Origin of the sequence: Roseovarius gaetbuli (assembly GCF_900172365.1) — a bacterium.
Lineage (GTDB): Bacteria > Pseudomonadota > Alphaproteobacteria > Rhodobacterales > Rhodobacteraceae > Roseovarius > Roseovarius gaetbuli.
Genome location: NZ_FWFJ01000061.1, coordinates 1 through 14,012 on the forward strand (window position 1 = coordinate 1; position 14,012 = coordinate 14,012).

Here is a 14,012-nt window from a genome sequence, read left to right on the forward strand (position 1 = left end):
CTCGTAGAACAGCGCCGGTTGCGCTTCCTGCCTCGGTCCCATCATCGCCGGTCCTCCCCCTCGATTACAGGAATTGAATCAGCAGTTCAGACTTCGATCAAGGAAGAGTTTTTCAACAAAATAAGCCGATGTATGCAGATCCGCCGCTCTCAGTTTAAAGGACACATTGAGTGCACCCTCTGCGTGCCAGCATCTCAAACAGCGATCGTCCGGGCTTCGGTGAATTCTGACCCCGGGCGAGGAATGGCTCAACATCCCGGGAGCCACCGATGAAGATTTCCTTAAAGTGAGCGAAGTCCTGGAGAAATTGCATGGGTGCGATGGGGATGCATTCTGGCGCCGATGCTGTCCGGGCACTCAAACCTCCCTTAGCCGACCTAGATGCTCGACGCGGAGAATGCCCGCTGCGTGACCGAGCGCGCGTCGCTATGTAGCTATGAAGCCACATGATGAAATAGCTACGGAACTAGAAGCGGATCTAGCAAAGGTGCCAGCGCGAGACTTCGCGGCTGGGAAGCATTTCAATAATTGAGATAACGGCCCTGACCTGCCGTTCACCAAAAGGCCGCGATGCCGCGACGCGGCCCGTCGAAACTGCCATTCGCTGCGCGCGCTAAATCCGCGAGGTGACTAAATCTCGCTCAGCGGGCTTGCTGCCATTGGTACTGTCCAGGACAATGGCAGCAATGATCGAATTCATAGCCCCGTCGATGGTTCGAAATCAAGAAGCTCAAAGGTCATCTTGCCGTCGGCGTTGAACTTCTGGACAGTATCGCCAGTGCGCACAGCGCTCAGGCAACGATAGCGGCCCTTATCGGCGGCCATCGAGACACATACTTGGTCGGTGTCGGTGATCGCATAGGCGCCCGTCCCACTCCATCCGCCATTGGTCAGTTCTCCTTTCAGGACATTGGCCGGGTCATAGAAGAACCTGAACATCTTCTCACCCGATTTGGCCGTGACGATATTGCCGATCAAAAGCTCCGCGATCTCGTCAGACTTAAGCCTCTCTCCACCGCTCTTCAGCGCTGCCTCCAAGTCGGTTTCCGCCATGGCGGCGCTTCCCGCCAAGGAAATAGCCACAGCAGCAGCGGCGGCGCGTGTGAATCGTGTCATGTCAGTCTCCTCGTTTGACAATTTTCGTGTTGGAGCACTTACCCCGGACACCACGAATAGATCGGCTGCCGCCGCGAAGCTTGATCGAAAGATGATTTTCCCTGACATTCAAATGACAACCGGGATCGCTCGTTAAACCGCGACATCGCCCGGATAGAGGCTGCCTTATGTACAAATTCTTCGATTTCCAACTTGATTCTGCGCATGGTCTGACCCGCGATGGCAATCCCGTGGCCCTGGAACCGCAGGCGCTTCAATTGCTTGAATTCCTCGTCAGCCGCCGGGAAGGGATTGTCAGCAAAGAGGACATCATCGACGAAATCTGGAACGGGAATGCGATCACTGATGCGGCATTGAACACGCGTATCCGGTCTGTTCGGAAAGCCCTGGGCGATACTGCGGCTACATCCCGCTTCATCAAGACCTATCCCAAACGGGGGGTTCAGTTCGTCGCGCCGGTCTCACTGGTCGAGCCGTTGGAACAGGCGAAACCGAAGCCCTCCAGACGCTGGGCAGTTGTCGCGGTCCTGGCTGCGACAGCGCTTCTTTCCGTCTGGATACTGCTTTCTGGCGATGGTCCTGACGCCCTGGACACCGGCAAGCCTTCGATTGCTGTCACGCGATTTGACGACCTGAGTGAAGACGCTTCGGCGCGGTACTTCGCCGACGGGTTGACCGATGACCTGACCGCCCATCTGTCGCGCAACCGCGAGCTCTTTGTGGTCTCGAGCGCGACAATGCTTTCTTACGTGGAAGAACCGGCAACACCCCTAGAAATCGCCCGTGACCTGGGCGTCGGATATGTCGTTCGCGGAAGCATTCGTCGTTTCGGTGACAAAGTTCGAGTCAGTGGCGAGCTTGTGGAAATCAGAGCCAACGAAACGATATGGGCAGAAACCTTCGAGCGTGAAATAATCGACATTTTCGAAGTCCAGGACGAAATCAGCCAGGCAATCGCCGGCCGACTGCTTCCGGAAATCTATCAGTCGGATGTCTCGGACGCGCTTGCAGAGCCGACCGACGACTTTGGCGCCTGGGATCTTTATCTTCGGGGACGTGCCCGACAGGCGGTGTTTTCAACGGACGCCCAGACCGATGCGATCCGGTTTGCGGAAGAAGCGATTGAACGTGACCCGGATTTTGCCGCAGCTTACAGTCTGAAGGCTCGTGCGCTTGGAACAATTTTCTTCTTTCAATGGAGCGACACACCGCAAGATACGTTGGTGGCTGCGACCGAAGCCGCCAAGCGCGCGATTGCGCTGGATAATAGGGACGCGCAGGCCCATGCCGCGCTCGGATATATCTACCGTTTCACTGGAGACGCCGAGCCAGCCATCGCGAACCTCGAACGCGCGGTGATGCTTAACCCCAACGATGCACGCATCAGGCTGGAGCTTGCCCACACCTACGACTGGTTCCGCATGCAGGAAGATGCGTTGCCGCAAATCGACATGGCGCTGAAGCTCAGTCCCCGTGACCCGATGCTGCAGAACATGTATTTCTACAAGGGCCACATCCTGTTTCACCTTGGTCGGCATGAAGAAGCCCTGGAGGCGGCACGGCAACTCGGCACAGTGGCCACCAGCAAAACCTGGCAGACATTCCACCATCTCTTGCGCGCGGCTAACCTGATCGAGATGGATCGCGCGGAAGAGGCGAATGCAGCCGTCGAGGCTGCGCTCGACCTAAATCCGAACCTCTCTATTACGGCCATGCAGCGGCAGTTCGCCGGATCGAAAAACCATCCTGAGAACCGAAGACTCTGGCTGTCTAGCCTCAGCAATGCAGGGATTCCTGACTAAGGAGAATAGCACGCGCATCCGCCGTATCGGCCATTTGTCGTCAGCGCAGCATTTGTCACCTTGGGCTTGCCGCGGACCACGGTTTCGTCGCGGCATCGAGGGCTTTGGTGGCATTTCCGCCCGGTACTCACGGCCCATACCAGTCATTCGTTGCGTCCGTTTTGCGCCGCAGTGCAGCTACCCGAAAGCAGCCGTTCTCAGAAAAACAAACTTCTGTGCGCGACAAACCGAAATTCGGATTCGACAGATCCCACGGAACCCAAACCACACATAATTGACAGCTTTCGACAATTGGCGTTCCACATTAGAATGCCGTAGACAACATGCCATCCCTTGGCGATGTGCATAGGAGATCGGCCATTGCGACAGTTTTCGAGACGCAATCTTCTGGGGCTTTTGGGAAGCACTCTTTGTGCAAGTCCCGGCTTCGCTCTAGGAAGGGACCGGTTCAGGCTTGGCATTACACCGGTATTTCTCGACAACGACGCCAACCTGCTGGACAAGCTCGGGGCCGCCTTGTCTGAAGCGTCCGGCTTCACTGTCGAGTTCGAACAGAGAAGAACCTATGAGGAAGTCACCGGCCTCTTGCTGCAGGGTGCGGTGGATGCGGCTTGGCTTTGCGGCTTCCCGTTCCTTCAGCATCAGGATGCGCTTTCATTGCTGGCCATTCCGGTATGGCATGGCCAGCCTTTGTATCAATCCTATCTGATCGTCGGCGCCTCGGACACTGCGACGGCTCTGGATGACCTCAAAGGCGCCGCGCATGCCTTTTCCGACCCGGATTCAAACTCAGGTTACCTTATGACGGTGACTGATTTGGTCCGCGCTGGTGAAACACCAACCGATTTCTTCAGTCGTTCGATTTTCACCTACGGGCACCGGAATGTTGTCCGGGCGGTGGCAGCGGGGCTGGTCCGCTCCGGCAGTGTGGATGGCTATGTCTGGGAAGTTCTGGCAAAAGAGGAACCGGAATTGACCCGGCGAACCAAAGTGATTGCAAAATCGGAGTGGGTCGGGTTTCCACCTTTCTGTGCCCGAAAGGAACGCATGAGTGAGCCGCGAATCCGCGCCTTTCAAAAGGCGTTGCTGACGCTCGTCGAACAGGACACCGGCAAGCAGGCACTGGCTCTTCTGCAGCTCGATGGAATGGCTCTCGGAGAACCGGATCTATACGCCGGAATCGCCGCACGGATGCGAGAACTGGAAGCACTGCGGTGAGGCCCGTGCTAAAAAGAATACCACTGACTGCGCGGGTGGCGCTTGTCGCCGCGGGACTCATGGTGCTTCTGGGAATCGTGGCGTCTCAACAGGTTCTCAGGACACTGGGACTTGTGCAGACCGAGCGTATTCGTGAACTCGCGACCACGCATGTCGAAGCCCTGTCGGTGGCACTGGGCCCGCTCGTGTTGCGTAACGACGTGTGGGAAGTCTACGACACCTTGGAACGCGCCGCCTCGGCTTCGAGCAAGGGGCGCATCGCTTTTACGGCTGTATCTGATGCTTCGGGTCAGGTCCTGGCGGCAAGCGATCCCTTTCGCGCGCCCACAGGAAGTCCGTTCGATGCGCTCGCTCAGGAAGCGCAAGCGCTGGCAGGGCTAAATTTTTCCGGATCTCAGGCCACTATTCGGCTCACTGCGCCACTTGTTTTTCAAGGGCGGCGCGTGGGGCGCATCGCCACCGAGTTGAATGTCGCTGATCTTGTTGCCGAACGGGCGAGGGTAGCGCGCCTGCTGGTTCTATGGAATGCCCTCGCCACAAGCGGTCTCGCACTGGTCGGGTTCTTTGCCATGCGCCGGATGATGGCGCCCGTCACGCTCCTGGGTGAAAAAATGAGCGTTTCAGCCGAAGCGCCCGAACCGATCACCGACCGTGAACTGCTTTCAATGGAGAGCGAATTCGGTCGTCTGGCGCGAACCTATAACACCATGGCGAATGCCGTGAGGGAAAAGGCCGAGGCAGAGCGGCGGCTGGCGGAGCGAGAGCGGTTCGTAAGTCTGGGTCGGCTATCGTCTTCCCTGGCTCACGAAATCAATAATCCGCTCGGCGGGTTGCTGAATGCGACCGACACGATCCAGACATATGCCGACAATCCCGAAGTCGTCCGAAGGTCGACCGAACTTCTCGAACGCGGCCTTCGTCACCTGCGTGACGTGGTACGAGTGACCTTGGAACAGAACCGGATCGACAGAGCGGGATCACCCGCCGGACCTGATGACTTCGAAGACCTGCAGCTATTGATCGGCCCCGAAATCCGGCGTAGAGCCCAAAACTTGGTTTGGAAAATCGAAGTCGATCAAGTTTCGCTGGCCCGTTTTCCTTCGGCGCAGCTTCGCCAGATTCTGCTGAATCTCCTGTTGAATGCCTGTTCAGCCGCAGGTCAAGGTGGCCAGGTTTCTCTGCGGGCAACCGAAGAGGAAACTGGGTTGCGACTTCGGATTGTCGATTCTGGCCCTGGGCTGGATAATGCCGCGCGGCAGCGGCTACTGTCATCAGATCCTGTGCCTCCCGGCGGCGGCGTCGGTTTGCGCCTCGTTCACGACCTGGTGCATGATATGAACGGCAAGATCGAAGTGCAAAGAACAAGCGGTGCGAACGCGATCGAATTTGTGCTTCCGTATGCGAAAGAGGTCGACAACTGAGATGCTGAACGGGTGTCGCATCGTTTTGGTGGAAGACGACGAGATCATGGGCTCGTCTTTGTTGCAGCGGCTCGAGCTGGAAGGCGCTTCGGTTCAATGGTTCAAACAGGCGCGCCCCGCGCTTGGAGCGCTACGAACGCCTCGCGTCCCGGTTGACGCCGTGATCTGCGACATTCGTTTGCCCGATGGTGACGGCGAAAATCTGTTCAACACCCTGTGCCAGACGGTGAGCCCACCGCCATTTCTTTTCATTACCGGACACGGTGGGGTCGAACAGGCCGTGCGCCTCATGCAGGCGGGTGCGGCCGAATATGTCACCAAGCCGTTCGAGATGCCGGTTTTCCTTGACCGGCTTTCCATGCTCCTGAATGCGCAATCCGATGATCAGGCAGACCCGACGATTGGCATTTCGGCTGCGGCACTTAGGGTGGATGAACTCGCGCTGCAGGCGGCAGCGTCTGACCGGCCTGTCCTTATCCGCGGCGGTCCCGGTACCGGCAAGGCCCTGGTTGCGAAACGAATCCATGATCAATCCGACCGGCGCGCGGCCCCCTTCGTGACTGTGAACATCGCCCGCGACCCCAACCTTGATGCGGCCTTGTTTGCAGAGCAGGGCGCCGTGAGGACGGTCGGTGATGGCACGCTGTTCCTGCAGGCGCTGAGCCGTCTACCCGGTGAACAGCAGCTCAAATTACTGCACGTTTTGGACTATGGTTTCGACGGGCGTATCGTTGCCTCGTGCGGGCACCACATGGAACAGATCATTGCTGGAGGAGGGTTTCTGCCCGACCTGTTCTTCCGGCTCGACATGCTGGAAATTCCCGTGCCACCGCTTGCGGATCGTACGGACGATGCGGTCTGGCTGGCGTCAAGGCTATTTGACCAATTCAATGCCCGACGAAAGACGCCACTGAGCGGCATCAGCCGGCTTGCGGAACTGGCCCTCCGGGCTCATGACTGGCCGGGCGGCGGACGTGAGGTGCGATCGCGTCTGGCAAGAGCGATCGAGACAGCTTCTGGCGACCATCTTCAGCCCGCCGATCTGTTTCCCGAACGCATTGCCGGTGAGGGCCGGATCATGACGCTTGCCGAAGCCCGCGCGGCTGCGGAGCGCCGACAGATCATCGAAGCGCTCGAGCGTGTCGACGGGCAAATTGGACAGGCAGCTAAGCTGCTCGATGTGTCGCGGACCACTCTTTGGGACAAGATGCAGAAACTGGGACTGTCGGGCCAATCCGACTGAACGGATTCCCTCCCGACGCGTTCGGAAATCTGAACAAGAAAAAATACCTCATAAAAACAAATATTTATATGATGTGTTTCCGCCCGAATCGGTCATCGTCCGAACTCCGCTCAGTGCTATCCTTCCGGAAGAACTTAAAGGGAGGACTCTGAAATGAGCAACAAATGCAACCGGCTTGTCGACGTCGGCCGCAGGCAATTCATGCGCGGCGGCGCCTTTGCCGTCGCGGGCGCTGCTGCCGCGACCGTTTCAAACGCCCCGGCCCAGGCTTCGCCGGCCAACGCGCAGCTCGACTATCCGTCGAACCGGCTGGCCAACATCGCCGATCTGACCATCAACGAGCCAGTGGATATTGAATATCCTGACGCTGAAAGCCCAGGCATCTTGCTGAAACTCGGCCAGGCAGTCGAAGGTGGCGTGGGGCCAGACGGCGATATCGTCGCCTATTCGGTTCTGTGCCCGCACAAGGGCTGGTACCTGACCTATAATGCCGAGGATCGCAGCCTCAACTGCCCCGGCCACTTCTCTCGCTTCGACGCTGAAGTTGGCGGGCAGCAGATCTGGGGCCACGCAACCCAGAACCTTCCGCAGTTCACGCTGCGTGTCGACGACAAGGGCGATATTTACGCCGAAGGCTGCAGCGACCTGATCTTCGGTCGTCCGTCCAACGTGCTCTGAGGGGAGGAAAGAATATGGCTTACAAGAGACAAATCGACCGCCTGCCCATTCCGCCCGCGGATGCACAGGTTCATAATGTCACCTGCCACTATTGCATCGTCGGTTGCGGCTACAAGGCCTACACTTGGCCACGCAACAAGCAGGGCACGTTGGAAAACAACGCCTTTGGAATCAATCTCGGCGAGCAGCAGCCGGCTGATGGAAGCTGGCTGGCCCCGTCCATGTACAACATGGTCCAGCAGAACGGGAAGGACGTGCATCTTGCTGTCGTTCCTGACCATGAATGCGTGGTGAACTCTGGGCTTGCCTCGATCCGCGGTGCGCGCATGGCTGAGAATCGCCCGAGTCGCGTGACTGGTACACAGCAACAGCGCTTGTCCGACCCGCTGATCTGGCGCAACGGCGTGTGGCAACCGACCACCTGGAACGACGCAATGGACCTTGTGGCACAGGTCACTGCCAAGGTCGTCGACGAGTATGGCGAGGACGAGTTGATCGTGTCGATGTTTGACCACGGCGGTTCTGCTGGCGGGTATGAGAACACGTGGGGTACCGGCAAGCTCTACTTCGAGAGCATGAAGATCAAGAACTGCAGGATTCACAATCGCCCGGCCTACAACTCGGAAGTTCATTCGTCGCGCGACATGGGTGTCGGCGAGCTGAACTACAGCTACTCTGACTATGAAGTCACCGACACGATCTTCATGATCGGAGCCAACTCGCTAGAAACCCAGACCAACCTGTTCCTAAACCACATGGTTCCGGGACTCCGCAACGGGGCGAAGTTCATCATGGTGGACCCGCGCCGGACGGTCACGGTGCATGCAGCCGAAGAAGTGGCGGGAAAAGACAACGTCCTGCATCTGGCGATCAAACCGGGCACCGACATGGCGCTGTTCAACGCGCTGCTCACCCATATCGTCGACAATGGCTGGACCGACAATGACTTCATCGCGGCCTCGACCTTCCTGGGTGGCGAAGCGGTTGGCGAGGGATCGAGCCAGCCGGCTGGTCTGGGCAGCCTCGACTATGCCATGCAGACCTGCCGCACTTCGATCGAAGAAGCGGCCGGAATCTGTGGTGTGGACGCCGCCGATATCGTCATGGCCGCCGAGTGGATCGCCAAGCCGCACGATGACGGGGCGCGCCGCAAATGCGTCACCGCCTATGAAAAGGGCATCATCTGGGGCAACGACAACTACCGCACGATCGGCGCCTTGGTGAACACCTCCCTGGCGACTGGCAATATCGGTCGTGAAGGCGGCGGCTGCTGCCGTCTCGGTGGCCACCAGGAAGGCTACTACCGTCCCGGCGATGCCCATGTCGGCCGCCCGGCCGAATATGTGGATCAACTGCTGATCAACGGCGGTGGCAAGGTTTATCACATCTGGGCCTGCGACCATTACAAGACCACGCTCAATGCTGCGCAGTTCAAACGCGTGCTGAAGAAACGGTCGGACATGGTCAAGGAGGCTATGGACGCCGCCGCTGGCAGCACCCGCGAAGAACTGGTCGATGCGATTGTCGGCGCGGTCAATGCCGGCGGCATCTTCGTGGTCGATGCGGACATCATCCACAGCCAAATCGGCCAGAACGCCCATGTCATCCTGCCTGCCTGTGAATCGAACGAGATGAACCTCACCTCGATGAATGGCGAACGCCGGATGCGACTGTCGGAACGCTACATGGATCCGTTCGGAAACTCCAAGCCCGACTGTCTGATCGCGGCCGAGATGGCGCAGCACATGGAGCGCGTCCTGCGCGATATGGGCAACGACGCCTATGCCGACCAGTTCAAGGGCTATGACTGGGAGACCGAGGAAGATGCCTTCATGGACGGCTACAATGGCGGCAACCCGGAAGTGACCTATGACCGCCTGCGCGCGATGGGCAACAACGGGGTACAGGAACCGGTCGTGGGCTACGAAAACGGTCAACTTGTCGGCACGCCGCGGCTCTATTCCGACGGCACCTTCGATCGGCATGGTAGGGATGACAAGAAGGCGCTGTTCTGCGCGGCCCAATGGCGCGGTTACGCCGCCGCCGGCAAGGCGCGTGAAGCGGAGAACCACGACTTCTTCGTCAACAACGTGCGCGCCAACATCTTCTGGCAGAACCAGTTCCTGGACCAGGACAGCGACTTCGTTCAGGATCGCTTCCCTTACCCGTTCATCGAGATGAACGCCGACGACATGTCCGATTTGGGCATTGCGGCCGGCGACCTCATCGAGATCACCAACGACAACGGGGCAACGCAGGGCATGGCCTATCCCACCGACACCGCCAAGCGCGGCCAGGTCGCGATGGTGTTCGGCTCGCCCGCGGGCAGCCAAGGCAACGTGGTGAACCCGGGTGTCAGTGAGCTGATCCTCCCGGAATACAAGCTCACCTTCGGCAATGTCCGCAAACTCGCGGATGCCCCGCCGCAGGCTCGGGCTGTGTCCTTCAAGTCGAAGGAATACAAGGCCTGACACTTGTGAAAACCACTGGAGCGGGCGGCCTTGGCGCCGCCCGTTTCCTGCTTAGGTGACGCCATGCAAATAGCCGAAATAGTCGAGCGTCGATCGGTTTCGCCGCGACGGTTGTCTGAGCCGGGTCCGACCCCCGCGCAACTGAATGCGATCATCGAAGCCGCTTGCGCGGCTCCGGATCACCGTCGGCTGCGCCCCTGGCGGTTCGTCCTGATCCGGACGGAAGCGAGAGAAGCCTTTGCCGACCTGTTCGAGGCTGCGGCACGGGAAACGCATGGCGAGCTAAACAGCGATCAGGTCAAACGGGCTCGCGAGAAGGCAGCGAATGGCGCCTGCCTGATTGCGGTCATCGCCGAGATCCGGGACAACATTCGGGACGTTCCACCACATGAGCAATGGGTCTCTGTCGGCGCTGCGGTTCAAAATATCCTGCTCGCCGCGAAATCTTTCGGTTTCGGATCAATGCTGGTCAGCGGGGACAAGGTTTCGACCCGGGCCCTGACCGAAGGGTTTGGGCTGGCGCCCGACGAACTCTTATTGGGTTTTGTGGCCATTGGAACGATTTCAAAGCAACCGGGTACTGCAGAGCGGCCGGGCGCCAAAGAAAAGCTTTCATACTGGCCAAAGGATGAAAAGCAGGGGGAAATGATGAAAACCACAACAAAAAGTGTCGAGGATCCCTGTTGTGTCGATGAGCGCACAGGCATCGGGGGGCTTGTCCCGGTCAATGATGCTATCTCGCGTGGATTATCAGTTGCCAATGAAGTTGATGGCACAGAGGTCGTCGAACTGGACGAGGCGATCGGCCGAGTTCTGGCCGAAGATCTGGTGGCCCCCTTTCCTATGCCGCCTTTCGACAACTCGGCCATGGATGGCTACGTCTTTCGCAGCGAGGACCTGTCCGGCGCCGGCCCGTGGCGCCTTCGGGTAGCCGGGCGCGTTGCGGCGGGTGACAACGCGAACGAGGCCGGTGGAGTGGGTGAGGGCGAAGCCTTTCGCATCTTTACCGGCGCCGGCATCCCCAAAGGCGGGGATGCTGTAATCATGCAGGAACATGTCCGGCATCTTGGAAATTTCATCGAACTCGACAAACCCGTCATACCAGGTAACTGCATTCGCCGAAGCGGCGAGGATGCTGTAGAGGGATCATTGTTGCTGCCGAAAGGCAGCCCTATTGGCGCGCGGGAAATCGGTGCGATCGCCTCCGTTGGGCTGCCCCAGATAAAGGTCCGCAGAAAGGTCCGCATTGCACTGTTCTGTACGGGCAGCGAACTTCGACAGCCCGGTGAAAGCCTTGCGCCGGGCCAAATCTACAATTCCAACCGGTTCATCCTGATGGCTGCCTTGCGGCAACCTTGGATCGAGCTTTCCGACATGGGCGCAGTTGTAGATGATCCCGATGAACTGCGCGACGTGCTGACACGTGCAGCAGTATCTGCCGACATGGTGGTGACGACGGGAGGCGTATCGGTCGGCGAGGAAGACCACATGGTTGAGCAACTGCGCGGCGCCGCCGGAAAAATCGAGGTGATGAAGATAGCCATGAAACCCGGAAAGCCTCTGTCGATCGGCACGCTGAACGACGCCGTTTTTGTCGGCTTGCCGGGCAACCCGGTTGCCGCATTCACCACCTGGAAGATCATCGGTAGCCGAATCGCCGAGAAAATGTCCGGGCAAGGTACCAATGAAGTTCCCGTTTCACAGGTTGAGGCTTCGGAAAGCTTCACCCGCCGGCCCGGGCGTCAGGAATTCAGGCCCGCAAAGATCGTCGGCCTCTCACCAGAAGGCAGGCCCCAGGTTCAACTGCTTGACCAGAGCTTTTCTGCCAAGATCTCGCTGATATGCAAATCGGATGGTTTTGCCGTGATCCCCGCGGACTGTGATCGCATCGCGTCCGGTGACCGGTTGGACTTTGTTCGGTTGTAAAAAAAAGACCGGGCGGGTTGGACGAGAATGGGACCTGATTCAATATTTCTGATCGGCGCGATCCTCGCAGTGATCGCGATGCTGTATTCTTCGGTCGGTCATGGCGGCGCCTCCGGCTATATCGCCGTTCTGACCCTGTCTGGTCTCGCACCAGAGATCGTACGACCTGTCGCGCTATCCCTGAACGTGGTGGTCGCTGGGTTGGCCAGTTATCGTTTCGCAAAACGCGGCTTTATCGATTGGGGTTCGGCCATCCCGATCCTGATCGCATCGGTACCCATGGCCTTTATCGGTGGTGGAATTGTCTTGCCCGACGAGTTGTATCGTCCGCTCCATGGAACTCTCCTTGCCTTCGCGGCAACGTATCTGATCTGGCAGACAAAACGCTCAAGCGCCGCGTTCTCAGCAGCAACCCGAGGAATTTCCCGTTTTGGTGGAATGGCTTCCGGGGCAGGTATTGGTTTTGTGTCCGGGTTGTCAGGTATTGGCGGCGGGGTCCTTCTCAGCCCGTTTTTCCTGATCACCGGATGGGCTGGCGCGCGGCAAACTGCGGGCATCGCGGCCGTATTCATCCTGGCCAATCCGCTGGCAGGGCTGGCGGGCAACTACGTGGCGCTCAAGACATTGCCCTCGCAGATGTTTCCCTGGATGGGAAGGCCAGGATCGTAGCTACCAACAATCCTCAGTTGATGGCCACCCGCGATGTCGATCTCAATTGCGCTGTGGGCGGATGCGGCATTGGCTGCACGCGCGGGGCCAGGTTCTTCGGTCACAGGTCGCTCAACAATCTCCACAGGCAGAAAGCATGGCGTCTCACCAACCTCATCTTCAATGATCTCCGGATCCGGTGCAAACTTGGGATCACTTAGCCATTTGTGGATCAGGTTGGTGTTCATGGCATACCGCCGCGCGACCTGCGCAACCGATACCCCCGGCGCGCATGTTTGCGCACAGATAGACACCTTCTCCTCATCCGACCAAAAACGCTTCTTCTGACCCTTCTTGCCCGCCATATCCGCCCTCAAGATGTCCACTATCAATAGTGGACACTTATCAACACACTCTATGAAATGTCAGAGCAGCGAGGCCGGACGCTTACCTTCCTCGGGAGAGTTTGTTCCCATGATCTGTTTGAGATCAGTGACGGCGTCTAATGTCTTGGCAGCGTCTCGGCCCCAAGTCGTAACAATCTGACTCTCGGCCTGTGCCACCAGATGAACGCGCGCCGACAATCCTCTGACCAAAGTTAGATCATCGATTAGGTTCGATAGGGCCGCCTTAGCATTGCAGGCCTCATCCAAGATGAATTCAACCGGTTGCCCGCCTGGATATTCCTTGAGGCTCATCATGAAGGATTGGAGATGAACATTCTGCAAGAGCGCGAGTTCATCCGAATAGGCCAGGGGTGACACCATGAAGACGATCACCTGCTTTTTTCGAATTGCGCTACGCTCAGGATCAGGGCGTTCGACCTCCAGAAAGTTCGCTACTTCCTTTCGCAACTCCATCAGCTCTTGGCTAGAGATCGAACGCTGCCGCTTGATATCGCGCTGCAAGGCTTCGCGCTCTTCGAGTTGCGTGAAGATCATCTCATCTTTCTGTTCACGATCACGCTGCCAAGATTTGAGCGTCTCTTGCTCATTCTGTGCTTTGATCTTGGCATACTGGCCCGTTAGCCGATGCCAAATTCCAGAAAACCCACGTGGCATTCTTTGCGCACGTTCATTGGTTTCTGCCAACCAGCGGTTGTCGTGCGCAGCCCAAAGTTTGCCTCGTTCGTCTTTGTGGCGAGAGACCATCTCACCTTTGCGAAAATCGAGCATGGCCATGCGCTGTCTGGCATCGGCCTCCGCGCTCTTGATAAATTCTTCGAGCCTGCGCGACATGCCTCGCGCAATTTCAGCTTTGACCTGATCAACCGATGGAAAATCGATGTGATCCCTAAGACGGGCTGAGATTTCTTTAGTATCCACGCCGTGGAGCAAACCCTCCGACTTCCAGTCGGACCTGCTTCAGCGTGAAAGAATCGCTTTATGATCGTACCCTCAGAAAAATGAGCCGCAGCCGGGTCGGAGGCTCATTTTTCTGAGGGTACGATCATGCAATATGACACCGGCAAACACTGCGTTTTCTATCA

The 14,012-nt window shown here is 58.2% G+C and carries 11 protein-coding genes; 8 read left to right on the plus strand and 3 right to left on the minus strand.

Annotated elements, in window-relative coordinates; all coding sequences use genetic code 11:
* Window positions 1-696: 696 nt before the first annotated feature.
* The gene (locus tag ROG8370_RS18275; protein WP_139838217.1) at window positions 697-1,116 is read right to left on the minus strand and encodes a hypothetical protein; all 420 of its coding nucleotides are present in this window, start codon (window positions 1,114-1,116) and stop codon (window positions 697-699) included.
* 167 nt (window positions 1,117-1,283) lie between these two features.
* Between ROG8370_RS18275 and ROG8370_RS18285 the strand changes: the two genes are divergently transcribed.
* The 8 genes from ROG8370_RS18285 to ROG8370_RS18320 all read left to right on the plus strand — a co-directional run bounded on the left by ROG8370_RS18285 (window position 1,284) and on the right by ROG8370_RS18320 (window position 12,544).
* Window positions 1,284-2,918 (plus strand): winged helix-turn-helix domain-containing tetratricopeptide repeat protein, encoded by a 1,635-nt coding sequence (locus tag ROG8370_RS18285; RefSeq protein WP_085828583.1) that lies wholly within the window; start codon window positions 1,284-1,286, stop codon window positions 2,916-2,918.
* Window positions 2,919-3,278: 360 nt separating this feature from the next.
* On the plus strand, window positions 3,279-4,136 hold the full coding sequence (locus ROG8370_RS18290; protein ID WP_245827496.1) for a substrate-binding domain-containing protein: 858 nt from the start codon (window positions 3,279-3,281) through the stop codon (window positions 4,134-4,136).
* 35 nt (window positions 4,137-4,171) lie between these two features.
* On the plus strand, window positions 4,172-5,557 hold the full coding sequence (locus ROG8370_RS18295; protein WP_245827497.1) for an ATP-binding protein: 1,386 nt from the start codon (window positions 4,172-4,174) through the stop codon (window positions 5,555-5,557).
* Between the two features lies 1 nt (window position 5,558).
* Complete coding sequence (locus ROG8370_RS18300; RefSeq protein WP_085828586.1) at window positions 5,559-6,800, plus strand: sigma-54-dependent transcriptional regulator; 1,242 nt, start codon at window positions 5,559-5,561, stop codon at window positions 6,798-6,800.
* 153 nt (window positions 6,801-6,953) lie between these two features.
* Complete coding sequence (locus ROG8370_RS18305) at window positions 6,954-7,478, plus strand: arsenate reductase (azurin) small subunit (RefSeq protein ID WP_085828587.1); 525 nt, start codon at window positions 6,954-6,956, stop codon at window positions 7,476-7,478.
* A gap of 14 nt (window positions 7,479-7,492) precedes the next feature.
* A complete protein-coding gene (locus tag ROG8370_RS18310; protein ID WP_085828588.1) occupies window positions 7,493-9,949 on the plus strand; it encodes an arsenate reductase (azurin) large subunit in 2,457 nt (818 codons plus the stop codon).
* 63 nt (window positions 9,950-10,012) lie between these two features.
* On the plus strand, window positions 10,013-11,875 hold the full coding sequence (locus ROG8370_RS18315; RefSeq protein ID WP_085828589.1) for a molybdopterin-binding protein: 1,863 nt from the start codon (window positions 10,013-10,015) through the stop codon (window positions 11,873-11,875).
* A 27-nt stretch (window positions 11,876-11,902) separates the two neighbouring features.
* A complete protein-coding gene (locus tag ROG8370_RS18320; protein ID WP_085828590.1) occupies window positions 11,903-12,544 on the plus strand; it encodes a sulfite exporter TauE/SafE family protein in 642 nt (213 codons plus the stop codon).
* Here ROG8370_RS18320 and tnpA read toward each other — a convergent pair.
* Together tnpA and ROG8370_RS18330 are read right to left on the minus strand one after the other, a co-directional pair.
* Window positions 12,481-12,888 carry an IS66-like element accessory protein TnpA gene (gene tnpA / locus ROG8370_RS18325; protein WP_139838218.1) on the minus strand — a complete coding sequence of 136 codons (408 nt, stop codon included), beginning with the start codon at window positions 12,886-12,888 and terminating at the stop codon, window positions 12,481-12,483. The two genes, ROG8370_RS18320 and tnpA, sit on opposite strands and share 64 nt — an antisense overlap.
* A gap of 60 nt (window positions 12,889-12,948) precedes the next feature.
* The gene (locus tag ROG8370_RS18330) at window positions 12,949-13,848 is read right to left on the minus strand and encodes a TraM recognition domain-containing protein (RefSeq protein WP_139838219.1); all 900 of its coding nucleotides are present in this window, start codon (window positions 13,846-13,848) and stop codon (window positions 12,949-12,951) included.
* Window positions 13,849-14,012: the final 164 nt, after the last annotated feature.